Annotated in this window: 17 protein-coding genes; 6 read left to right on the forward strand and 11 right to left on the reverse strand. The window is 60.5% G+C overall.

Going from position 1 to position 22,994, the window contains the following annotated elements; translation table 11 throughout:
• Nucleotides 1-27: 27 nt before the first annotated feature.
• The 7 genes from GTP58_RS28855 to GTP58_RS28885 form a co-directional block, all read right to left on the reverse strand.
• Nucleotides 28-1,722 carry a ShlB/FhaC/HecB family hemolysin secretion/activation protein gene (locus tag GTP58_RS28855; protein ID WP_229215786.1) on the reverse strand — a complete coding sequence of 565 codons (1,695 nt, stop codon included), beginning with the start codon at nt 1,720-1,722 and terminating at the stop codon, nt 28-30.
• Nucleotides 1,723-1,894: 172 nt separating this feature from the next.
• On the reverse strand, nt 1,895-2,617 hold the full coding sequence (locus GTP58_RS28860) for an ABC transporter ATP-binding protein (RefSeq protein WP_161080398.1): 723 nt from the start codon (nt 2,615-2,617) through the stop codon (nt 1,895-1,897).
• 12 nt (nt 2,618-2,629) lie between these two features.
• Nucleotides 2,630-4,579 carry an ATP-binding cassette domain-containing protein gene (locus GTP58_RS28865; RefSeq protein WP_161080399.1) on the reverse strand — a complete coding sequence of 650 codons (1,950 nt, stop codon included), beginning with the start codon at nt 4,577-4,579 and terminating at the stop codon, nt 2,630-2,632.
• A 3-nt stretch (nt 4,580-4,582) separates the two neighbouring features.
• Nucleotides 4,583-5,473, reverse strand: a complete 891-nt coding sequence (locus tag GTP58_RS28870; RefSeq protein ID WP_072789521.1) for a branched-chain amino acid ABC transporter permease — start codon at nt 5,471-5,473, stop codon at nt 4,583-4,585.
• A gap of 69 nt (nt 5,474-5,542) precedes the next feature.
• Nucleotides 5,543-6,700 (reverse strand): ABC transporter substrate-binding protein, encoded by a 1,158-nt coding sequence (locus GTP58_RS28875; RefSeq protein ID WP_072789518.1) that lies wholly within the window; start codon nt 6,698-6,700, stop codon nt 5,543-5,545.
• 164 nt (nt 6,701-6,864) lie between these two features.
• Nucleotides 6,865-7,389 carry a tetratricopeptide repeat protein gene (locus GTP58_RS28880; protein ID WP_161080400.1) on the reverse strand — a complete coding sequence of 175 codons (525 nt, stop codon included), beginning with the start codon at nt 7,387-7,389 and terminating at the stop codon, nt 6,865-6,867.
• Nucleotides 7,386-9,416: a bifunctional 2',3'-cyclic-nucleotide 2'-phosphodiesterase/3'-nucleotidase gene (locus tag GTP58_RS28885; protein WP_161080471.1), complete on the reverse strand. Its 2,031-nt coding sequence runs from the start codon at nt 9,414-9,416 to the stop codon at nt 7,386-7,388. Before GTP58_RS28885 ends, GTP58_RS28880 begins: the two co-directional genes overlap by 4 nt.
• Nucleotides 9,417-9,569: 153 nt before the next feature.
• On the opposite strand from GTP58_RS28885, the gene prfB reads away from it, so the two are divergent.
• The 4 genes from prfB to GTP58_RS28905 all read left to right on the forward strand — a co-directional run bounded on the left by prfB (nt 9,570) and on the right by GTP58_RS28905 (nt 13,726).
• Nucleotides 9,570-10,674, forward strand: a protein-coding gene (prfB, locus tag GTP58_RS28890; RefSeq protein WP_139260707.1) for a peptide chain release factor 2 whose coding sequence is annotated in 2 segments (ribosomal slippage) — nt 9,570-9,650 and nt 9,652-10,674 — 1,104 coding nt in all. Because the reading frame shifts where the segments join, the coding sequence is not laid out codon by codon here.
• Nucleotides 10,674-11,342, forward strand: a complete 669-nt coding sequence (locus GTP58_RS28895) for an HAD family phosphatase (protein ID WP_161080401.1) — start codon at nt 10,674-10,676, stop codon at nt 11,340-11,342. The genes prfB and GTP58_RS28895 overlap by 1 nt, the downstream gene beginning before the upstream one ends.
• Nucleotides 11,343-11,369: 27 nt before the next feature.
• On the forward strand, nt 11,370-12,899 hold the full coding sequence (gene lysS, locus GTP58_RS28900) for a lysine--tRNA ligase (RefSeq protein ID WP_161080402.1): 1,530 nt from the start codon (nt 11,370-11,372) through the stop codon (nt 12,897-12,899).
• Nucleotides 12,900-12,961: 62 nt separating this feature from the next.
• A complete protein-coding gene (locus tag GTP58_RS28905; protein ID WP_161080403.1) occupies nt 12,962-13,726 on the forward strand; it encodes a hypothetical protein in 765 nt (254 codons plus the stop codon).
• Nucleotides 13,727-13,730: 4 nt separating this feature from the next.
• Here the strand turns inward: GTP58_RS28905 and GTP58_RS28910 are convergent, their stop codons facing one another.
• Nucleotides 13,731-15,020 (reverse strand): hypothetical protein, encoded by a 1,290-nt coding sequence (locus GTP58_RS28910; RefSeq protein ID WP_161080404.1) that lies wholly within the window; start codon nt 15,018-15,020, stop codon nt 13,731-13,733.
• A 43-nt stretch (nt 15,021-15,063) separates the two neighbouring features.
• A complete protein-coding gene (gene ppnN, locus GTP58_RS28915; RefSeq protein WP_072787530.1) occupies nt 15,064-16,434 on the reverse strand; it encodes a nucleotide 5'-monophosphate nucleosidase PpnN in 1,371 nt (456 codons plus the stop codon).
• A gap of 224 nt (nt 16,435-16,658) precedes the next feature.
• Between ppnN and GTP58_RS28920 the strand changes: the two genes are divergently transcribed.
• Nucleotides 16,659-18,164, forward strand: a complete 1,506-nt coding sequence (locus GTP58_RS28920) for a peptide MFS transporter (RefSeq protein ID WP_161080405.1) — start codon at nt 16,659-16,661, stop codon at nt 18,162-18,164.
• Nucleotides 18,165-18,204: 40 nt separating this feature from the next.
• Here the strand turns inward: GTP58_RS28920 and glpD are convergent, their stop codons facing one another.
• Complete coding sequence (gene glpD, locus GTP58_RS28925) at nt 18,205-19,737, reverse strand: glycerol-3-phosphate dehydrogenase (protein WP_161080406.1); 1,533 nt, start codon at nt 19,735-19,737, stop codon at nt 18,205-18,207.
• Nucleotides 19,738-19,890: 153 nt separating this feature from the next.
• On the opposite strand from glpD, the gene GTP58_RS28930 reads away from it, so the two are divergent.
• The gene (locus GTP58_RS28930; protein WP_161080472.1) at nt 19,891-22,224 is read left to right on the forward strand and encodes a penicillin-binding protein 1A; all 2,334 of its coding nucleotides are present in this window, start codon (nt 19,891-19,893) and stop codon (nt 22,222-22,224) included.
• Between the two features lie 7 nt (nt 22,225-22,231).
• Here GTP58_RS28930 and GTP58_RS28935 read toward each other — a convergent pair whose 3' ends face one another.
• On the reverse strand, nt 22,232-22,912 hold the full coding sequence (locus GTP58_RS28935) for a TetR/AcrR family transcriptional regulator (protein ID WP_229215788.1): 681 nt from the start codon (nt 22,910-22,912) through the stop codon (nt 22,232-22,234).
• Nucleotides 22,913-22,994 lie beyond the last annotated feature (82 nt).

The following is a 22,994-nucleotide window of genomic DNA, read 5'->3' on the forward strand; positions in this document are numbered from 1 at the left end:
GGCGGGGTTTGGGCCGGCTGAAAAAAATTAGTACTGGTAATTCAGGCTGAAACCGCCGGTGTTTCGGGCGGTACGGAAATGCTCGGGCTTGCGCAGTGGCCGCCCGGTGAATATGTCGATCTGGACGCCAGCCAGCTGGCCGCGCCAGCCGAGCGCACCGCCCATCAGGCTGTTCCCGGCCAACAGGGCCGCATGCGGACCGGCCACGCGGCCGTAATCCAGGCCCAGGTACAGCTGGTTGGCGGCGCCAACGGTCCAGCTAAGTTCATTGCGCAGCAGCCAGCCGCGCTCGGCAGACAGACTGGCTTCGCCGTCAAAGCCGCGCACCGTGTAACGGCCGCCGATGGCAAAACGGTCTTGTGGGATCAGCAGCATGCTGCTGGACTGGCCGCGCAGCGTGGTCTGGTATTGCATCTGGCTTGCCCCCAGCTTGAATGGCAGCGTGGCCGTGGCATCAAGGTTGATTAGCGTGGGGCGCGAGGTGCCGTCGTTGAACTCTTCTTCCGGCGCGGGCAGCGTGCCAAAGAAATGCATGCCGCGCTTGTAGGCCAGCGTGCCTTCCAGCGTGGCGTCACCAGCGAACTCCTTGTGCGACAGGCTGAGCTCGAAGCCGCCCATCTGACGACGCTGTACCTGTACTTCGGTGTCGTCGATATAGTTGTTGCTGCGGCGCTGGTACAGGCGTAGCGCGGCAGTGGTTTTGCGCGCGGCATCGCGGTACATCACGCGCGCCACCTTGAACTCGAGGTTGCCGCTGGTGCCGCTGTAGATATAGTCCTGGTTGGCGCCCGCTATGCGCTGATAGTAGCGGTAGCGGCTGGCATTCAAGCTGTACAGCCAGTAGCCGGCGGGGATCGAATAGTGCAGCGCGTAGTTGCGCGTGCCATGCTGGCCGCGGCCGCCAGCCGTGGGGAGGTCGCGGTTGGCACTGAAGTAGACCAGCTCGTTCCAGCCCATCAGGTTGTCCAGCGAGACGGTGGCGCCGCCCTGGTACTTGCCGGTCGAGTCGCTGCCGCTGTCGTCGGCGGACAGGCTCAGGCGCACCGGCCGCGACTGCTGCCATTTGATCAGCAGGTCGCTTTCACCCGGCTGTTCACCAGGGACGATGTCGATATCGGCTTCGGCAGTGGGAACGCGTTTGAAGTTTTCCAGCGCCTGTTCAATGTCGCGCAAATTGAGGATATCGCCCGGGCGGGCGGGCACCGCATTGCGCCAGGCCGGGCCATCGCGGTCAGCCGGCGCGGCAAAGCGCACGCTCCGCACGCGGCCAGGCATCAGCGTCAGCGTCAGCTGGCCAGTGGTCAGGTCCTGCGGCGCCGCCAGTACGCGCGTGGTGACATAGCCGGCGCCCACCAGCGCGTTCTGCATGCGCGCGAGCACGGTGTTGATGCCGCCGCTGCCAAGACACATGCCGATGGCGTCGTGCGCTACATTGAGCGCCCACGAGAATTGCGCCGCGCTATCGCCCTGCAGGTCGATACGGCGAATCGGGAAGCACGGCTTTTCGTCGGCCGGATAGGCGCCCGCCTGCGGCCCCTGCTCGCGCGGCAGGCGCACGTCGGGGCGCTGGTCTTCGGCTTTGTCGCTTTGCGCCTTGTCGCGCTGCTGCTGGCGTTGCAGTTGCTGGGTTGCAAATTCGCTCTGGGTTTGTGCCTGTGCGGTGGTGCTGACTACGCTGAAAGCTGCGGCCCACATGGCCAGCAGCCTGGTGTGATGTTGCATTCATTGCCTTACGGAAACTAACTTTGGCGAATTATATCTTCGCTCTTTCCATGCGGCAATATATTATTTAAATAAAAATTGAGATTTTAAATTTGTAATACCTCGATTAATTCTCACCAATTGTCACATTATCCGCAATAATATCTGCAATAACTTTTAATATAATAGTGAATTAATGTCCACCACCTAAATAAGCGGCAATTACCTTGGGATCTGTCTTCAGGCTCTGTGCCGGACCATGCACGGAGATGCTGCCGTTTTCCAGCACGTACCCATAGTCTGCAACGTTGAGTGCGGCGGCGGCGAATTGCTCCACCAGCAGCATGGTCACGCCTTCTGATTTCAGGCGCTGGATGATGCGGAACACTTCTTCCACCAGGATCGGCGCCAGGCCCATGGATGGTTCATCCAGCAGCACGACGTCGGGATTGAGCATGACGGCGCGCGCCATGGCCAGCATCTGCTGCTCGCCGCCGGACAGCGTGCCGGCCAACTGCGTCTGGCGCTCTTTCAGGCGCGGGAACAATTCGAGCGCCTTTTCCAGATCGCGCTGGATGTCGCCCTTGGGTCGTGCACGCGTAAACCGTGGGAAGGCGCCCAGCAGCAGGTTGTCGGTCACGCTCATGGAGGCAAACACGCGCCGCCCTTCCGGCGAGTGCGCCAGTCCGGCGCGGGCGATTTTGTGCGAGTCGCTGCCGGTGATGTCTTTGCCGTCCAGCGTGACCTTGCCCGCTTTCGGCTTGAGCATGCCGGAGATGGCGCGCATGGTGGTGGTCTTGCCGGCGCCGTTGGAGCCGATCAGTGTCACCAGCTTGCCTTTCGGGACTTCCAGCGAGATGCCGTGCAGGACTTCGACTTTGCCGTAGGCGGCGTACAGATTGGAGATCGATAGCATGTCGTGTCCTCGTTAGTGCGCCGCCGGCGCTTTCATGCCGCCGTGTTCTTCGCCGCTGCCGCCCAGGTAGGCTTCGATCACTTTGGGATCGCTTTGCACGGCGGCCGGTTTGCCTTCGGCGATTTTCTGGCCGAAGTCCAGCACCGTGACGGTGTCGGACAGCGCCATCACCACGTCCATGTGGTGTTCGATCAGGATGATGGTGATGCCGTGGTCGCGGATCTTGCGGATAATCGCCATCAGTTCCTTGATGTCGGGCGCGGTCAGGCCGGCGGCCGGTTCGTCGAGCAGCAGCAGGCGCGGACTCAGGCCCAGCGCGCGGCCGATCTCCAGCAGGCGCTGTTTGCCGTACGGGAGGTTGCGCGCTTCCTCATTGGCCAGGTCGGACAGGCCGACGAAGTCCAGAATGCTGGCGGCGCGCTCGCGGGCGGCGCGTTCTTCGCGCTTGTAGCGCGGCGTTTGCAGCATCACGTCCAGCACGTTGGATTGGAAGGTGTTGTGCAGGCCGACCAGCACGTTTTCGGTGGCGGTCATTTCGCCGAACAGCTGCACGTTCTGGAAGGTGCGCGCCACGCCGCCCAGCGCGATTTCGGACGGCGTGCGGCCGGAAATGATGGCGCCCGAGAACGCGACCTTGCCGGCGGTCGGTTTGTAGATCCCGGTCAGCACATTCATCATGGTGCTTTTGCCGGAGCCATTGGGGCCGATCAGGCCATGCACCGAACCCTGGATCACATTCAGGTCGACCTGGTTGAGTGCTTTCAGGCCGCCGAACTGCATGAGGATCTGTTCGACGCCAAGCAGCGTGTCGCCGACCTTGCCGCCCTGCGCGCGCGGGAATGGCTCGGCGCCCGTGGCGACGACGGCTTTGGCGTGGACGGCGCCGCGCCCGAACAGGCTTTGCAGATAACCGACGATGCCATCCTGCAGGTAGTAGACAACGAACAGTGTCATCAGGCCGAAGATGGTCAGGCGCCAGTCGACGATGTTTTCCAGCTTGAAGGAGAACGCCGCCATGCCGATGGTGGCGACCAGCGGCACGATCACGCCGCCCACGGTGGAGCGTTTGCGGGCCACGGCCAGTGCGGCGCCTATCACGCCCAGCACGGCGGCGGCGACGGCGATCTGGCGGAACAGTTCAATGTCGGCCAGCAGGCTGGGAAGCATGACCACGATCAGCGCGCCGATCAAGGCGCCGGAACGGGTCTTGCGGCCGCCCATGATGACCGCCAGCAGGAACAGGATGGTCAGCTCGAAGTTGTAGGTGTTGGGCGAGATGTATTCTTCCGAATACGCGTACAGGCTGCCCGCCAGGCCGGCGAAACCGGCGCTGATGATGAAGGCGTAGACCTTGTATTTGTAGACGGAGACGCCCATGCAGTCGGAGGCGATAGGGCTGTCGCGCAGCGCTTCGAACGCGCGGCCCAGGTTGGATTTGAGGATGCGGTGCACCACCACCAGCGATACCACCATGAGCGCGGCGACCAGGTAGTAGTACTGCACTTCACTGAGCTTGGCGCCCAGGATCAGCGGCTTGGAGATCTTGATGCCCATTGGGCCTTCGGTGAGGAAGGTCATTTCATTGATCAGGATCTGGATGATGGTGCCAAAGGCCAGCGTCACCATGGCCAGGTAGGGACCGGTCACGCGCAGGGCCGGCAGCGCGAGGATGGCGCCGAAGATGGCGGCGCCAGCCACCGCGCCCGGAATGGCGATCCAGAACGGCGCACCGAGTTTGAATACCAGCACGCCGGTAACGTAGGAGCCGATGCCGAACAGGCCGGCGTGGCCCAGCGACACCTGGCCTGTGTAGCCAACCACGATGTCGAGGCCAAATAACAGTATCGCGTAGATCAGTATCGTTTCAAACAGGTGGATGTAGTACGGGTTCGGTATCAGCGTCGGATACAGCGCCAGCACCGCCAGTCCGATCACGCTGGCTGCGATGATTTTCTTGTTCATGGATCAGACCTTTTTGATGGCGGCTTTGCCGAACAGGCCGGACGGCTTCACCGCCAGCACCAGCAGCAGGAGCAGCAATCCCGGGACTTCCTTGTAGCCGGTGGAGACGTAGTAGCCGGTGGTGGTTTCAGCGATGCCCAGTATCAGGCCGCCGACGATGGCGCCAACGCCCGAGGTCAGGCCGCCGATGATGGCGACCGCGAACGCTTTCAGTCCCAGCGAGGCGCCCATGGTGGCGCCGGTCAGCGTCAGCGGCGCCACCAGCACGCCGGCAAACGCGGCGACGGCGGACGATAGCGCGTAGGAGAAGGTAATCACCATGCCGGTGTTAATCCCCATCAGGCCTGCGGCGTCGCGGTCATTGGCGGTGGCGACGACGGCCTTGCCGTAGATGGATTTGCGGTTGAAGAGTTCTACCACGGCCATGATGGCCAGGGCGCCTACCACCACCGCCACCTGCATCGGCTGCACATTGGCGCCGAGGATCTGGATCGGCGCGGAGTCCAGCGGCGACGGGAAGGTCAGGTCGTCCTTGCCCCAGATGTTTTCGGCGACGTTCTTGAAGATGATGGCCAGCGCGATGGTGGACATGATCCAGCCAAATTCGGATTTGATCTTGATGGCCGGCCGCACGCCTATCCATTCCACCAGCATGCCTTGCAGCGCGCCGAACACGATCACCAAGGGGATCATGAGCAGGTAGCCCATGTACGGGCCGCCGTGGATGGTGCCGACCAGGCTCAGTCCCACGAGTGCGCCCAGCATCAGCGATTCGCCCTGGCCGAAGTTCAGCGTGCCGGAGGTGGCAAACGTCAGCTGGTAGCCGAACGCGATCACCGCATAGATCATGCCCAGCGCGACGCCGCTGAACACCAGTTGCAACAGGATTTCCATGATTCCCCCGACAAGAAAATGGCCAGGCTTGCGTCAACAAGTCTGGCCATTGTGGCGCGCTAGACGGCCTTATTTGGCCTGGACGACTTTGCCGTCCTTGACTTCACCAAACACGGTGACGTCGGCGGTGATGGCTTCGTGGTCATCTTTCGAATAGGGCTTGCTGTAGGAGGTCACCACGCCCTCCACTTTCTCGTTGAGGTTCTCCAGCGCGGCTTTGACTTTCGGGCCTTCGGTGCTGCCGGCCTGTTTGATGGCGGCGGCCAGCAGGTAGATCGAGTCATAGCCCTGCGCCGCCGATACCGGCGACGGCATGCGCCCTTGCGGCGGGTTGTAGGCTTTTACGTAGGCGTCGATGAAGGCTTTGCGCTTGGGCGTGCTGGCATCCTGGATGAAGGTCTGCGGCATGCGGGTGCCGTTGCCGTTCTTGCCGGCGTTGTCGATGAAGTTGGCCATCGACAGGGTCCAGCTGCCGATCAGCGGCACTTTCCAGCCCAGCTTTTCCATGCCGTTGGCGATCTGCGCCAGCTCGGGGCCGATGCCGTAGGTGAGCACCACGTCGGCGCCGGCCTGTTTGGCTTTCAGCAGCTGGGCCGTCATGTCGACGTCCTTGATGTTGTACTTCTCCACCGCGACCGGTTTCATGCCGCGCTTGTCGAGGACTTTTTCCAGGTCTTCGCGGCCCAGCTGGCCGTAGTTGGTGGAATCGGCCAGGATCGCGACTTTTTTGAATTTACGGTTGTCGACCGCTTCCTTGATAATCATCTGCGACTGGATCTGGTCGCTGGCGGAATTGCGGAAGATGTAGTTTTCCGGCTGGTCGGCAAACTGTTTGGTGATGATGGAGCCGGTGGCGACGTTGTTCATCACCGGGATTTTGGCATCCTGGTAGAAGCGCTGCGAGGCCAGCGCCACGCCGGTGTTGATGTAGCCGACCGTGGCGACCACGCGTTCCTTGTTGATGAGTTCCTGGGCGATCTGCACGCCGCGTTCGTTCTTGGCTTCGTCGTCGCGTTCGATGATCTGGAGCTGGCGGCCCAGCACACCGCCCTTGGCGTTGATCTCGGCCACGGCCAGCTTGACGCCGTCGCGCATCGATACGCCCATCGGCGCGGAGCCGCCGGTGAAGGGGCCGGACACGCCGATCTTGATGGGATCAGCAGCCTGCGAGGCCGCTGCGAAACCGAGTGCCAAACCTGCCACGAGCAATTTCAACTTGAAGTTCATCTGTCATCTCCTGTTATACAACGCTTTTTTTAATAGTCGTACGCTGGAAAAGCCGCCCCATCGGGAAATCATTGTAGGTTAGTAGAACTACATCAGCAACAGATAGCTGTGCGGCATCGCAGCAAGGGCAGGCACCCTGTGCGCTTGTAAGCTGGCAGTAAGAATTACATGCCCGGCGTGGCTTGTTTGAGGGCGCGGTTGGCGAAGCGCATCTGGGTTTCGGCCAGCGCTTCATTGCGCTCGAAGCCCATGGAGCCGTCGCGCAGGCCGATGGCCATGGCCATCACGGCTTCGGGATATTCAAGGTCGGCGGCTTTTTCGATCCAGCGGCGCGCGGCCAGTTCGTCGCGCTTGACGCCTTCGCCGGACAGATAGAGCTTGGCCAGCGCGTACATGGCGGCCGGGGTCTGGCGGTTGGCCGCGAACTGCAGCCAGTGCGCGGCGGCCTTGAGGTCGCGCGCGACGGCCATGCCGTTCTTGTACATCATGCCCAGGTAGTAGGCCGCCTGCGGGTCGCCTTTTTTGGCGGCGCCGCTGAACAATTCAAAGGCACGCGGCAGATTGGCCGGTGTGGCTTCGGAGCCGCGCAGGTTGAGGCGCCCTTCTTCCACCGGTCCGGCCACGGCCACGCCGGCCAGCACGCAGCTGGCAGCGGTAAGGACGGCGATGACGAGGTGCGGGATCTTCATTGATTCAGGTCGATGGCGTACAGGGCGAAACCTTTGCCGCTGCCGTCGTCCACTTTGCGCTGCGAGACGTTGGCCAGGCCGGCTTCACGCGCCAGGTCCAGCAGGCCTGGCGCGGAGTGGAATACTACCGTACCTTGGACGGCGGCCGGCGCAAATCGCCAACTGCGCGTGGCGCCGTTGCGTGCACGCGTCAGTTGCCGGGTTTTCTGGATGTAGGCGATCAGCACGTCGCGGCTGGAATCCGGCGAGGCGATCACGGTTTTGCCGCCATCCAGGCCGGGGAAATTGCCGCCGCCGCTGGCGCGGTAGTTATTGGTGGCGACCAGGAACTCCTGCGTCGGTGACAGCGGTGCACCTTTGTAATGCAGGCCGACGATGCGCTGGCCGACGGCCTGCGTGACGTCGATCTGGTAGCGGATGTCAGCACTGGTCAGCATGTCGAAGTTAAAGCCGGCGAAGCTGGTGTTGATGAGTTCCTGCTGCGCGCTGCTGGCCGGATCGATGCGGTTAAAGCGTTCAGCGGATTTCTCCAGCCAGGCCTTGAGGCCGGCGCCATCGAGTTTGACGGCGTGCAGCGCGTTCGGATACAGATACAGGTCGGCCGCATTGTTCAGCGCGACGGCGCCCGGCTTGACGTCGGTGTAGTCTGCCACGCCAGCGGCGCCGGTCTTGAACGGCGATGCCATCGACAGCACCGGCAGTGCTGCGTACTGCGGCAGGTTGGCCTTGACGTAGTCCTGCACGTAGGCGGTTTGCGCCTGGTTGACCAGTTCAATCGCGCTGATGTCGCCCACGTCGGCGAAATAGCTGGTCATGCGGAAGTCGCTGGTGCCGACCGGGGTTTTCACATAGCTGATGGTGGCCGCGTGTTCGGCGGCGACCAGCGGCGCGATGGCCGGATCGGCGGCGACATAGCTGCCGTCCGGCTGTTTGGTGCTGCGCGCTGCAACGGTGGTGCGGCTTTTGTCGACCGTCCAGTGCGCGCCGTCGTACTGGAGGTGCAGGCCAATCACGCCCAGGTTCTTGCCCCACAGGTTGGCCATCACGGTCGGCACGCCGTAGACCGTGCCCTGGACTTTGTCGACGCCCGGCAGGTTGAAGGCGGCGCGCTTGCTGGCGGCGTCCGGGAATGGCAGGTGTTCATGGCCGATCAGCATGGCGTCAATGCCGGGCACTTGCGCCAGATGGTAGTTGGCGTTTTCCATGTCGGGCGTGTACGGCTCGCCGTCAATGCCGCCGTGCGAGATGGCGACAATCAGGTCAGCGCCTTCGGCGCGCATCTGCGGAATATATTTCTGTGCCGTTTCGCGCACGCCTTCGGCGTACACCTTCCCGGCCAGCCAGTGCTTGTCCCACGACAGCACGCCGGGCGGCGTGAAGCCGATGATGCCGACTTTCAGCGTGGCCGTGATCGGCTGGCCATCCGGGCCGGTGGCGCTGATCCGGCGCGTCAGGATGCGGTATGGCGCGAACAGCGGCTGGCGGGTACGGGCGCTGTAGATGTTGGCCAGCACGATGGGGAAGCCGGGACCGGCGCAGCGCGGCGCGTCGGCGGGCACGCCATCGACGTCGAAATGGCTGGCGGTGACCTGGTTCAGATAAGCCAGGCCGTAGTTGAATTCGTGGTTGCCGATGCCGGCGCCGTCCACGCCCAGCTGGTTCATGGCTTTATAGATGGCCAGCGTCTCGCCGCAGGCCACCGGCTTGACCAGCGCCTGGTAGTCGGCCAGCGCCGTGCCTTGCAGCGCGTCGCCGTTATCGATGAGCAGATTGTTTGGGTATTCCGCGCGCGCCTGCTTGATGAGCGTGGCCGTGCGTTCCAGGCCGATGGCGGGATCGGCTTGCAGCTTGTAGTAATCATAACTCAGCACGTTGGCGTGCAGGTCGGTGGTCTCCAGCAGCGCCAGCGTGGCCTCGGCGCCCACGGGCGTGGCTGTGCCGCTGGGCAGGCTGGCGCAGGCGGACAGCAGGAATGGCACAACGGGCAAGACTAGACAAGCGCGGTGGTTTGGGCGCATGGACGGCATCATGAAGTTACAGGCTGCGATATTCTATCTGTTTTGTGGCCTAAATGGCAGTATTTCAGGGCCGCGACACGACGCGCAGCGCGGCACTGGGAGACAGGGGCGGTCTGGAGTATAATTCAAGGTTTGATTTCAGCCTTAGAAAAGAAGAAAACCATGGAAGCCGAACGCATCAACGCCCTCACCTCCCTGCTCGCCGATCTGACCACGCGCGAAGCCGAACTTCGGAGGTATCTTTGACTTCGACCGCAAAGTCGACAAGCTCGAACAAGTAAACGGCGAACTGGAAGATCCAGCAGTCTGGAACGATCCCAAGAAAGCCCAGGACCTGGGTAAAGAAAAGAAATCGCTGGAAGCGGTGGTCAATGCACTGATCAAGGCCGACGCCGACCTCAAGGACATGGGCGACCTGATCGACATGGCCAAGGAAGAAGGCGATGACGACACGCTGGAAGCGCTGATCGTCGACGCCGAAGAAGTCCGCAAAGTCATCGAAGGCATGGAATTCCGCCGCATGTTCAGCAATCCCATGGACCCGAACAACTGCTTCGTCGACATCCAGGCCGGCGCCGGCGGTACCGAAGCCCAGGACTGGGCCTCGATGCTGCTGCGCCAGTACCTGCGCTACAGCGAGCGCAAAGGCTTCAAGGTCGAGATCATGGAGCAGTCCGACGGCGAGGTGGCCGGCATCAAGACCGCCACGCTGAAAGTGGAAGGCGAATACGCCTACGGCTTCCTGCGCACCGAGACCGGCGTGCACCGCCTGGTGCGCAAGTCGCCGTTCGACTCGGCCGGCGGCCGCCACACCTCGTTCGTGTCGCTGTTCGTGTATCCGGAAGTGGATGACTCGATCGATATCGAGATCAACCCGGCCGACCTGCGCATCGACACCTACCGTGCGTCCGGCGCCGGTGGTCAGCACATTAACAAGACCGACTCCGCGGTGCGTCTGACCCACGGCCCGTCCGGCATCGTCGTGCAGTGCCAGAATGACCGTTCGCAGCACCGCAACAAGGCTGAGGCGATGGAAATGCTGAAGGCCAAGCTGTATGAACTGGAACTGCGCAAGCGCATGAGCGAGCAGCAGAAGCTGGAAGACTCCAAGACCGACGTCGGCTGGGGCCACCAGATCCGTTCGTATGTACTGGACCAGTCGCGCATCAAGGACTTGCGTACCAACTTCGAGACCGGCAACACCAAGGGTGTGCTGGACGGCGATCTGGACGACTTCATTTCCGCCTCGCTCAAACAAGGCGTGTAATGACCCAGCGTGCATTCATCTTCGACATGGACGGTACCATCGTCGACAATATGTCCTTCCATGTGAAGTCGTGGCTGGAGTTCTTCCAGCGCCGCGGCCATATGCTCGATGCGGATGACTTCTTCCGCAACACGGCCGGCCGCCAGGGGCATGAAATCATGAGCGCCTACTTTGGCAACGCGCTGACCAAGCAGGAAAGCGCAGCCCTCGATAGCGAGAAGGAAGCGCTGTACCGCGAAATGTACGCGCCGCATCTGGCGCCGACCACGGGGTTTGTCGATTTCATCACGCGCGCCAAGGCGGCTGGCATCAAGCTGGCCGTGGCAACGGCGGCGCCGACCGAGAATATCGACTTCACGCTGGACGGCCTGGATCTGCGCAAGGAATTTAACGCCATTGCCGGTGCGGCCGATGTCGCGCGCGGCAAGCCGGAGCCGGACGTATTCCTGCTGGCGGCCGAGCGCGCAGGCGCCCTGCCGCAACACAGCATTGTGTTTGAAGACGCGCCGCTGGGCGTGGAAGCAGCACGCCGCGCGGGGATGCGCGCCGTGGTGCTGACAACCACTTTGCCTGCTGAAGCGTTTAAGGAATTCGACAACGTGATTGCTGTCGTACGCGACTTCAGCGAGCTGGATGCAGACGAGCTGTTTGCCTCCGCCACCAATTAAATCATCACCTCAACAAAAGTAAAGACCATGACTACGGATCTTCAAGAACAAGCAGCCGCCCCGGACGATAATAAAATCATCGCCGAGCGCCGCGCCAAGCTGGCCGCCATCCGCGAACAAGGCATCGCCTTCCCGAACGACTTCAAACCTGAGCACAAGGCAGCCGACCTGCACGCGCAATACGGCGAAAAGTCGCGCGAGGACCTGGAAGCCAATCCGGTGACCGTCAAGCTGGCCGGCCGCATGATGCTGAAACGCGAAGCTGGCAAAAAAGCCGCTTTCGCGACGCTGCAGGATTCGTCGGGCGCCAAGGCCGATGGCCGCATCCAGATCTACGCCACGCTGGACCTGACCGGCGAAGCCGCCATGGCCGCGCTGCACCACTACGACCTGGGCGACATCCTGGGCGTGGTCGGCACGCTGTTCAAGACCAAGACCGACGAGCTGACCATCAAGGTCACCGAACTGCGTCTGATCACCAAGTCGCTGCGCCCGCTGCCGGACAAGTTCCACGGCCTGGCCGACCAGGAAACCAAGTACCGCCAGCGCTACGTGGACCTGATCATGAACGAAGAAACCCGCCGTACGTTTAAAGCGCGTACCGCCGCGATTTCGTCGATGCGCCGTTTCATGGAAAAGCACGAGTTCATGGAAGTGGAAACGCCGATGCTGCACGCCATTCCTGGCGGCGCTGCGGCCAAGCCGTTCATCACCCATCACAATGCGCTGGACATGCAGATGTTCCTGCGTATCGCGCCTGAGCTGTACCTGAAGCGCCTGGTGGTCGGTGGCTTTGAGCGTGTGTTCGAGATCAACCGCAACTTCCGCAACGAAGGCGTGTCGATCCGTCACAATCCGGAATTCACCATGATGGAGTTCTACGCGGCGTACACCGAGTACACCTGGATCATGAACTTCACCGAAGAGATCATCCGCCAGGCTGCCATCGACGCCCACGGCACCGCCACCCTGACTTACGGCGGCCGCGAACTGGATCTGGCCAAGCCATTCCACCGCCTGACCATCGTCGAAGCGATCAACAAGTATGCGCCGGGCTACACCGAAGCGCAGCTGAACGACGTTGCGTTCATCAAGCAGGAGCTGCTGAAGTTTGGCGTCAAGCCGTTTGCCACCGCCGGTCTCGGCGCGCTGCAACTGGCGCTGTTTGAAGAGACCGCAGAAGCGCAGCTGTGGGAACCGACCTTCATCATCGACTATCCGGTAGAAGTATCGCCGCTGGCCCGTGCTTCGGACTCGCGCGAAGGTATCACCGAACGTTTCGAACTGTTCATGGTTGGCCGCGAAATCGCCAACGGCTTCTCGGAGCTGAACGATGCGGAAGACCAGTCGGCCCGCTTCCTGGCGCAGGTGGATGCAAAGGACGCCGGCGATGAAGAGGCGATGTACTACGACGCCGACTACATCCGCGCACTGGAATACGGCATGCCGCCAGCTGGTGGTTGTGGCATCGGCATCGACCGTCTGATGATGATTATCACCGACTCGCCGAACATCCGCGACGTGCTGCTGTTCCCGCACCTGCGCCGCGAAGAGTAACTTCTGTCAACAGGCCGCTCAACCGAGCGGCTTTTTTTATTGATACCAGGAGATACCTAAAAATGAAAGAACACCGCCGCCTCGTCGAGGGAATCGCCGCAAAACTGGCCTATGATTACTGCTGCTATCGGGGCAATTTATTCGGTGAAAGCTATCTTTCCGCCAGCGTTGGAGAGATTATCCAGTCTCTCCACGGTGGCAAGAATGCTGTCGTCGTTTCCGGGGTTAAGCATAAAATTCTTGCTGAGATCCAGACTGGTGGCGGACGTCGTCCAGAAATCGACTTCGTTGTACAGACTTATGATGATAGCAGTGACACCAAGCGCGCCAGAACCAAAGGTTCGTTAAAGGAGATTTCAGATTATAAATTAGTAGCGACTGCGGTAGAAACCAAATGGGCAGACTCTTCCCATTGCAGTATCGCGAATGTCATCTGGGACTTGATTCGACTGGAACTACTGGTAAATAAAAACCCGGACATGAACGCCGTGCTGCTTATCGCCGGAACAACTAGAGCGATGAATAAACTGCAGGGCGAACTGGGATCAATTGTGTCCTTTGCTCGAGGACCAAGCCGGATTGACTTGTTAAGCAAAGACATTCCGACGCAGAAAAAACTGGCAAAATTGCTGTCAGATAAAGCAATCGCTGATTTGGAGATGCCCAGAGCCGTCCAGGTAGACGTACTACAGTCATCACTGAATACAGTAAATCCGTCGAAGATGTCCGCCATATTATGGAAAGTAAGCTGCGTCGGTGCACGCAACACCTTCAAACCGAAAGACATCCCCGAATACATCGCCCCGCCTAAAAAACCAAAAAATTAGATTCTCAAACATCAAATTTGAAGGAGCTACTGGCCGCGATCAGGACTTTCTGCGCTACGTGCTGCACCAATTCAATATCGTGTGAAAGCTCTTCAGCTTCTTTTGAGAAAGGAAGCAAGAGCTCAAATTCACCATTCTTGGCATCCGTCTTGGTATGCACAATTTTGCATCGAATTTCATAAATACGCTCGCTCACACTTTGTCTGATACTACCATCTATCAGTGAGATCCGCGATCCAGCCAATCCTTTTTTCTTATCAGTAAGAAAGGATTTTCTAGCCCCATCCGACGTTATAAAGTCATGCAACATATTATCATCAAGACATTCCATGATAGTGGCTTTTAATTGTGATCGTTCATCACCATAGCCGCCCGAGCGCGTCACATGTATTGTAGATAAGAGCCTCCCCAGATCAGCATCACGATCGCCACGAAATGCGGGGTCTTTTAGTATTAACCCGATTTTCTTTTTAGCTTCCGCTTGAGAGTAAGTGGGATAATAAAATTCGATCACCTGATAAAATGCCAGGAACTGCAATAATGGCATACCTACCGCACTTCGTGCGTACCAATAGAGCGACAGCGGTGCGGAATCGTATTCGTTAGCGGGAAACGACAGAAGTGAAGCAAGACCGTTTTTGATATCCTTTTTGGAATGCGACGTCACCTTGCGCTCTCTCGCAAGAGAAAGAGCCAGGTGATTTAAAATATCTATTTGAAAAAAAACAGCATCGGATATTTTGCTTAGCAATTTTTTTGTCCGATCCTGTTGATTGATCTTCTCCGACGTAACTTTTATCGTCAACTGATAATTGGACTGCGCCAAAGTCATGAACTCTAAGGAAGGCTCGCCAATTTGAACTTCAAGTTCCCCCTGTCCTTCGATAGCGTTCAGTTGTATCAGCGGACGATCATCATCTTCGAATTCATATTGTCCGAAAATCCGTGTAAAAAGATTTCTACGGCTGTTGCCACCAGACAACACCTTAATGCCTGCTTCAACCTGCCCATTTTTATAATCACAAATTGCATCGAATCCGTCCAAGCAAACATAGTCCTCAAACGAGATAGCTTCCAGCCTTTCGTAATCCTCGTCGTCCAAACAATATACCCACTGAAATTTGTCCCCTGCGGGAATTTTAAACCTGGCAGCTAGCTCGCTGTCGTAGTCTTCGAGCAGTTCATAATTTATTCCCGCAGCTTTGAAACGTGCAAAGACTTTTTCCTGAAACGCTTTCCCATCTACTTCCACGCCTTCGTCATCATATTCATCAAATGAACCCAGATTGCTCAAACTTGATTTCCTCCAAAATGAATTAATCCAACCCCAAGCCCGTTTACTGAATTACTCGATAACAAGGCGTGTAGGGCTTGCCGGCCAGCTTCATGCGGTGCTGGGCGACGAAGGATGCCAGCAGTGCGTCCATTGGCCCCATGATTTCCTTGTCGCCGTGGATCTCAAAGTGGCCGTGTTTCTCGATGGCGCGGATGCCCTCTTCCTTGACGTTGCCCGCCACCACACCCGAAAACGCGCGGCGCAGATGCGCGGCCAGCAGGTGCACCGGCTGGTTCTTGTGCAGGCTCAGATTACGCATGTTCTCGTGCGTCGGCGGGAACGGGCGCTGGAACTCGGTGTCAATCTTCAGGCCCCAATTGTAGTAATACGCGTCGCTGCGGGTCTTGCGGAACTCGCGCACCGCCTTGATCCCCGCCTGCATCTCGCGCGCCACCAGCTCCGGATCGTCGATGATGATTTTGTAGCGGCTCTGCGCCTCAGGCCCCAGCGTATCGTGGATGAACTGGTTGATCTGCACAAAATACTCGCGCGCCGTTTCCGGACCGGTGAACACCAGCGGGAACGGAATATCGGCATTATCCGGGTGCAGCAGGATGCCCAGGATATACAGGATCTCTTCCGCCGTACCCGCGCCGCCCGGGAACACCACGATGCCGTGGCCGGTGCGGACAAACGCTTCCAGACGCTTTTCAATGTCCGGCATGATGACCAGTTCATTGACGATGGGATTCGGCGACTCCGCCGCGATGATGCCCGGCTCCGTGATGCCGAGGTAGCGGCCGCGGTGCAAACGCTGCTTTGCATGGCCGATGGTGGCGCCCTTCATCGGGCCTTTCATCGCGCCCGGGCCGCAGCCGGTGCAGATGTCCAGGTCGCGCAGGCCCATTTCGTAGCCCACCTTCTTGGAGTAGTTGTACTCCTCGCGGTTGATCGAGTGGCCGCCCCAGCACACCACCAGGTTCGGATTCAGCATCGGCTTCAGCACGCCTGCATTGCGCAGGATATGGAACACGGCATCGGTGATGCCTTCGGTTTTATCCAGGTCGAACTTGGGATTGTCGGTCACCTCATTGCTGACGAAGACGATATCCCGCAGCACCGCAAACAGGTGCTCGTGGATACCCTTGATCATTTTGCCGTCCACAAAAGCGATGGCCGGCGCGCCCTTGATATCGAGCTTGATGCCGCGCTCGCGCTGCACAATGCTGATGTCAAACGATTTATACCGTTCCAGCAGTTCCTTTCCATCGTCGATCGTGCTGCCGCAATTGAGCACGGCCAGCGCGCATTTGCGGAACACGTTATACAAGCCGCCCTGACTGGTATCAAGCAGCTTGTTCACTTCAGCCTTGGACAGAATTTCCAACTGTCCTTCCGGGGAAATCAGGGTATCGACAACGTCATATTCCATGATGCACAAATCCTATTCAGTTTCTATGAGTGCTGCGCCACCAATATACGACATCTGGGCCGCTTGTGGGGGCTGGTGAATTATTAACACAAATGATATTAGTTTGCAGGGACACCATCAAAAAGTGCGCCGCACGCAGATTTGTAGATTACAATGGCGCGCAATTTGGCTGCCCCACAAGGGAAACCAGTTCCTTTTTGACCATAATTATTAGGAGAAGCCGCATGAGCGGTGCGACCACCACCACCCATAATACGGAAGCCGCGATTCCGGAATTTAAGCAGATCATGGGGCACCCTGCCCCGCTGTGGATGTTGTTCATGACCGAGTTCTGGGAACGCTTTGCGTTCTACGGCATACGCTGGGCCCTGGTGCTCTACGTGGTCGCCCAGTTCTACAACGGCGACTCGGCCGGCGAATCCTCCGCCAACCTCGTCTACGGTTCCTATCTGGCGCTGGTGTACGCCGCCGCGCTGTTCGGTGGTTATGTTGCAGACCGCGTGCTGGGCTACCAGCGTTCCATCCTGGTTGGTGCAGCCTTCATGGCCGCCGGCCTGTTCATGATTGCCTTCCCCGACGAGACCATCTTCAAGTTCGGCCTGGCCACGATTATTGTCGGTAACGGCATGTTCAAGCCCAACATCTCGACCATGGTCGGCAAGCTGTATAGCACCGGCGACACTCGCCGCGACTCCGGCTTCACGATTTTCTACATGGGCATCAACTCCGGCGCGCTGGTCGCACCGGTGCTGACCGAGTGGCTGGCATCGGCCATCTTTGGCACCGGCGGCATGCCGGCATACAAAGTGGTGTTCATGTCGGCCGGCGTCGGCATGCTGGTCAGCCTGGTATGGTTCTACATCGGCCGCCGCGGCCTCAAAGGCATCGGCGCACCGGATGCACAGAGCGGCGATCCCAAGCGCATCGCCTATGTGGTGATCGGCTCGCTGTGCGTAATCCCCGTGGTGTATTCGCTGCTGGCCGCCGGCGCCAAGAACCTGCAGGTGGTGCTGTCGATCCTGTTCGTGCTGCTGTCGGTAATGCTGCTGGTGGAAGGCGTCAAAAACGGCAAGGTCGCGCGCGACAAGGTCATCGCCATGCTGGTGATCTTCTTCTTCAACATCATGTTCTGGTGCTTCTTCGAGCAAGCTGGCAGCTCGTTCACCTTCCTGGCCGAGAAAATCGTCAACCGCGAAATGTTCAACTGGACCTTCCCGGTAGCCTGGTTCCAGACCGTGAACTCGCTGGCCATCATCACCTGCGCACCGATCATCGCGTTTATCTGGGTGGCCATGGGCCGCGCCAATCCGTCGATTCCGCGTAAATTCGGCCTGGGCCTGATCTTCAACGGCACCGCTTTCCTGCTGCTGATGTTCGCGCTGTCGAGCCTGGTGGATGTCAACAACAAGATCCCGTTCTGGACCCTGTTCATGGTCTATGTGCTGCAATCGATCGGTGAGCTGTGCCTGTCGCCGATCGGCCTGTCGATGGTGACCAAGCTGGCGCCGACCCGCCTGGTGGGCCTGGGCATGGGCGGCTGGTTCCTGTCGACCGGTATCGGCAACAACCTGTCGGGCATCTTCGCGTCGGCGGTGTCGGGCGAAGGCGGCATGTCGGTGCCATCGGCGCTGCACGGCTACACCTTCGGCTTCTGGTCGCTGATGGCGGGCGGCGTGCTGCTGTTCCTGATCGCTCCGCTGATTCAGAAACTCATGCACGGTGTGAAGTAATCACGAGAACGGCGCCCGAGGGCGCCGTTTTTATTTGGGCCTACCTGGCCAGCGGATGGGCGTTGAGCCAGGCTTGCAGGGTGTCGGCAGTATCAGCCGGCAGGTGCAGGCCCAGTTTGCTGCGGCGCCACAGGATGTCCTGGGCACTGCGCGCCCACTCGTAGCGGCGCAGGTATTCCACCTCCGCCGCGTACAGGCCGGGCGCGATTTCCTCGCCCATGGCGGCGACGTCCGCGCGTTCGCTCAGCAAGGTATGGAGGCGCGTGCCGTAAGCACGGCAGTAGCGCGCCACCAGCAGCGGCGGCAGCCAGTGGTAGCGCGCCTGCTGGGCGTGCGTCCACTGGGTAAAGTCCCGCACCGAACGGTTTTGCGGCTCGGCGCCAAACAGGTCGCCGCCCGGCAGGCAGGCGTTGTGGGTCCAGCTGCCGTGACGGTTGTCGAGCGCCTTGGCGATGTGGTCCACCGCTTCTTCCGCCAGCTTGCGGAAGGTGGTGATCTTGCCGCCAAAGACGCTCAGGATCGGCGGCCCGTTGCTGTCCACTTCCAGCCGGTAGTCGCGCGTGACCGCCTTGGCGTCCGCACCGTCTTCCACCAGCGGGCGCACGCCCGAATAGGTCCACACCACGTCGGCCGGCACGATCGGCTGGGCAAAATACTGGCTGGCCAGTCCGCACAGATAGCTGATTTCGTCCTCGCTGATGGCGACCTGGCCGGCATCGCCGTGGTAATCCAGGTCGGTGGTGCCGATCAGCGTGAAGTCCTGCTCATACGGGATGGCAAACACAATGCGGCCGTCGGGATGCTGGAAGATGTAGGCGTTGTCGTGTTCAAAAATACGCTTGACCACAATGTGGCTGCCCTTGATAAGCCGCAGCCGGCCGGCCTCCTCGCGCGGCACGGCGGCGTGCAGCAGGCCGGCCGTCCACGGCCCGGCCGCGTTGACCACATAGCGTGCATTCACGCGGATCTGCCCGCAGCTGGGCTTGAACAGGGTGGCTTCCCAGTCGGCGCTTTTGCGCTCCAGTTTCTGGCATACGGCCTGGGTCAGGATGGTGGCGCCTTTCTCGCCGGCGTCAATGGCGTTCAGCACCACCAGCCGCGCATCATCGACCCAGCCATCGGAATAGATAAAGCCGCGCTCAAACTCCGGCTTGAGCGGCTGGCCCGCCGCGTGCTTGCGCAGATTGATGCCGGCCGATGCCGGCAGCAGCTCGCGCCGAGCCAGCATATCGTATAAAAGCAGGCCGGCGCGTATCAGCCAGGCCGGCCGCTGGCCGCGCGCATGCGGCATCACAAAGCGCAGCGGCCACATGATGTGCGGCGCCGCGCGCAGCAGCACCTCGCGCTCGATCAGCGCCTTGCGCACCAGATTGAATTCGTAATACTCGAGATAGCGCAAGCCGCCGTGAATCAGCTTGGTTGACGCCGACGAGGTGTGCGACGCCAGATCATCCTTCTCGCACAACACCACCGACAGCCCGCGCCCGGCCGCATCCCGGGCAATGCCGGCGCCATTGATGCCGCCGCCGATGACGAGGACATCACAATCGAGTATATGCTGCGGTTCCGCCATTTGGTCCCTTTAGAGCTGTATACCTGTACGTTACGACAAGTGACGCCAAGTAACAATAGCCATGATCTATAATCGCCCATACCTGTGCAACCAAGAGATGATGTTTTGACAACCTCAACCTCCCCTATTCCCAACTGGATCAACCGCCGCAATATGATACGTGCCGCCCTTGCCGCCGGCCTGGCCGCGCTGGTCGCCGCCGGCCTGCTCCTCGCCTACCTGCTGCTGGTGGTGGCGCCCAACCTGCCATCGCTGGACGCGATTACCGACTACCGGCCGAAAATCCCGCTGCGCATCTACACCGCCGACAACGCCCTGATCGGCGAATTCGGCGAGGAACACCGCGACTTCATCGCCATCAAGGACATTCCGGAGATGATGAAAAAATCGGTGCTGGCAATTGAGGACAAGCGCTTCTACGAGCATAACGGTATCGACTGGAAACGCGCGCTGGGCGCGGCCAAGGCCAACCTGGGCGGCGCCATGCGCCAGGGCGGCTCGACCATCACCATGCAGGTGGCGCGCAACTTCTTCCTGACGCGCGAGAAGTTCTACGGCCGCAAGCTGAACGAAGTCATGCTGGCCATGAAGATCGAGGCAGCGCTGAGCAAAGATCAGATACTGGAACTATATATGAACCAGATCTACCTGGGCCAGCGCTCGTTCGGCTTCGGCAGCGCCGCCCAGACCTATTTCGGCAAGCCGCTCAAGGAGCTGTCGGTGGCGGAGATGGCCATGCTGGCCGGCCTGCCGCAAAATCCGGCACGCCACAATCCAGCCGTCAATCCCAAGCGCGCCAAGCAACGCCAGCAGGTGGTGCTGCGCGCCATGCGCGATAACGACTACATCACCGAGCAGCAGTACCAGAAGGCGCTGCACGAAACTCTGCACATCAGCCGCAAGGGCCAGGACTTCGATGTCCACGCCGAATATGTGGCCGAGCTGGCGCGCCAGGCAGTCTACGCCCAGTTCAAGGAAGAGTCCTACACCAAGGGGATCAGCGTCTACACCACGATCCTGAAAGCTGACCAGAAGGCGGCCTACGAATCGATGCGCCGCAATGTGCTCAACTACGACCAGCGCCACGGCTACCGCGGTCCGGAAGCCGTCATCACGCTGCCGGCCGGCGAGGAAGAACGCGACGACGCCATCGAAGAAGCGCTGCAGAAGCGCCCCGGCAGCGACGGCCTGATTCCGGCCGTGGTGCTGGAAGCGGGGCCGAAAGCGGTCAAGGTGCAAAACCCGTCCGGCGAAGAAATCACCATCAGCGGCGACGGCCTGAAACTGGCCGCCAGCGCGCTGACCGACAAGGCCAGGGAAAGCATCCGCCTGCGTCCGGGCGCCGTCATCCGCATCATGCAGGAGAAGAACAGCTGGAGCATCACGCAAGTGCCGCAAGTGGCGGCAGCGTTTGTGTCGATCGATTCGGTCACCGGCGGCTACCACGCCATGGTCGGCGGTTTCGACTACAACCTGCAGAAGTTCAACCACGTGACACAGGCCTGGCGCCAGCCCGGCTCCTCGATCAAGCCGTTCGTGTATTCGGCGGCGCTGGAGCGCGGCTTCTCGCCATCGACGCTGATCAACGACGTGCCGCTCGACCTGACCGGCGCCGAAACCGGCAACGAAGCCTGGTCGCCGAAAAACGACGACGGCAAGTTCGACGGCCCGATCACCATGCGCCGCGCGCTGGCCGAATCGAAGAACGTGGTCTCGGTGCGCATCCTGCGCGCCATCACGGTGCCATATGCACACGGCTACCTGGGCAAGTTCGGCTTCGACCTGGCCAAGCATCCGAAAAACCTGACCATGGCGCTGGGCACCGGCTCCGTCACGCCGGCGCAAATGGCTGGCGCCTACTCGGTGTTTGCCAACGGCGGCTACTCGGTCGAGCCCTACCTGATCGCCAAAATCGTCGACGGCGACGGCAAGATCATCCAGGAAGCCAAGCCGCGCACCACGCTGCCCGACGAAGCACGCGTGCTCGATCCGCGCAACGCCTATGTGATGGACGCCATGATGCGTGAAGTCACGCGCAGCGGCACCGGCGCCGCCGTCGGCCGCCTGGGCCGCCCCGACCTGGCCGGCAAGACCGGCACCTCGAGCGACGCTATCGACGGCTGGTTCGCCGGCTACGGCGGCGGCATCGTGGCGGTATCGTGGATGGGTTACGACGATTCCAAATCGCTGGGCGGCAAAGAGTTCGGCGCCACCGTGGCGCTGCCGATCTGGATCGATTACATGAAGGTGGCGATGCAAAGCCGGCCGCCGCAGGAACGTCCGCTGCCGACCGGGCTGACGCAGGTGAACGGCGAATGGCTGTATGACGAGTTCACGGGCGACGCCGCGCGCCACACGCTGGACATGGACGACACGCCAGCCGGCGCCGAGAACGTGGAGCCTGGGGCACCAGCAGCTCCGGCCGCGCCAGCGCCGGGCGCGCAGCCCAACGCTGAAAATATCAGGCCGGTGCCGCCGGCCCGCTAAGCCGGGTTCAGGCCGACAGATAGCCGCGCATCATACGCACGGCGCTGTCGGCAAAGGTATCCGGACTGATGTCGGCCGCTCGGTACTTCCAGCGCTTCACATACCAGTCCTGGAACATCGCCAGGATGTGCGCCGCCGCCAGCTCCGGACTGCTGCCCGGCCGCGGCGGCAGCTGCGCGATGATGCCGGCAAACAGCGACTGCACATGCAGCTCCGACTCCTTGGCCGTGCCGCGCTGCTCCGCCTGCAGCACGCGCGAATCCATGAAGACGAAATAAAACCACGGCTGCAAAATCTCCGACACATAAATCGACGCCCGGATCAGCGCTTCCAGCTGGTCCAGCGGCGCGCTGACATCGCGGAACATCTTCGGCACTTCCAGCGTGGCGTGGCGCACCACGTCCTCGATCATCTCCGCCAGCTGGTCCTTGCTGGCGATATAGCCATACAGGCCGCCCATCGACAGCCCCGTCTCGCCGCACAGGTCGCGCAGGTTCATGGCGCGGAAGCCGACCTCGTTGGCCAGCTTGAACGTCGCGTTGAAGATTTTTTCCAGGTTCTCCAGCGCCGGCTTGCGGCGCTTGACCGTGATGCGGTCGGCGTGGCGGTCCAGCAGATAGGCCCAGATATTGGCGCCGTCGAGCGGCGTCATCGCCTGAAATTGTTGGAAGTCGAATTGCGCAGGCAAGGTTGTCCCTGTAGTTTATTTTTTGACCGATTATAGCCTACGCGCCCGGGCGCGTTCACCAAGCCCGCAGATTGGCTTCTGG

Origin of the sequence: Duganella sp. CY15W, from assembly GCF_009857555.1 — a bacterium.
GTDB lineage: Bacteria > Pseudomonadota > Gammaproteobacteria > Burkholderiales > Burkholderiaceae_D > Rugamonas > Rugamonas sacchari.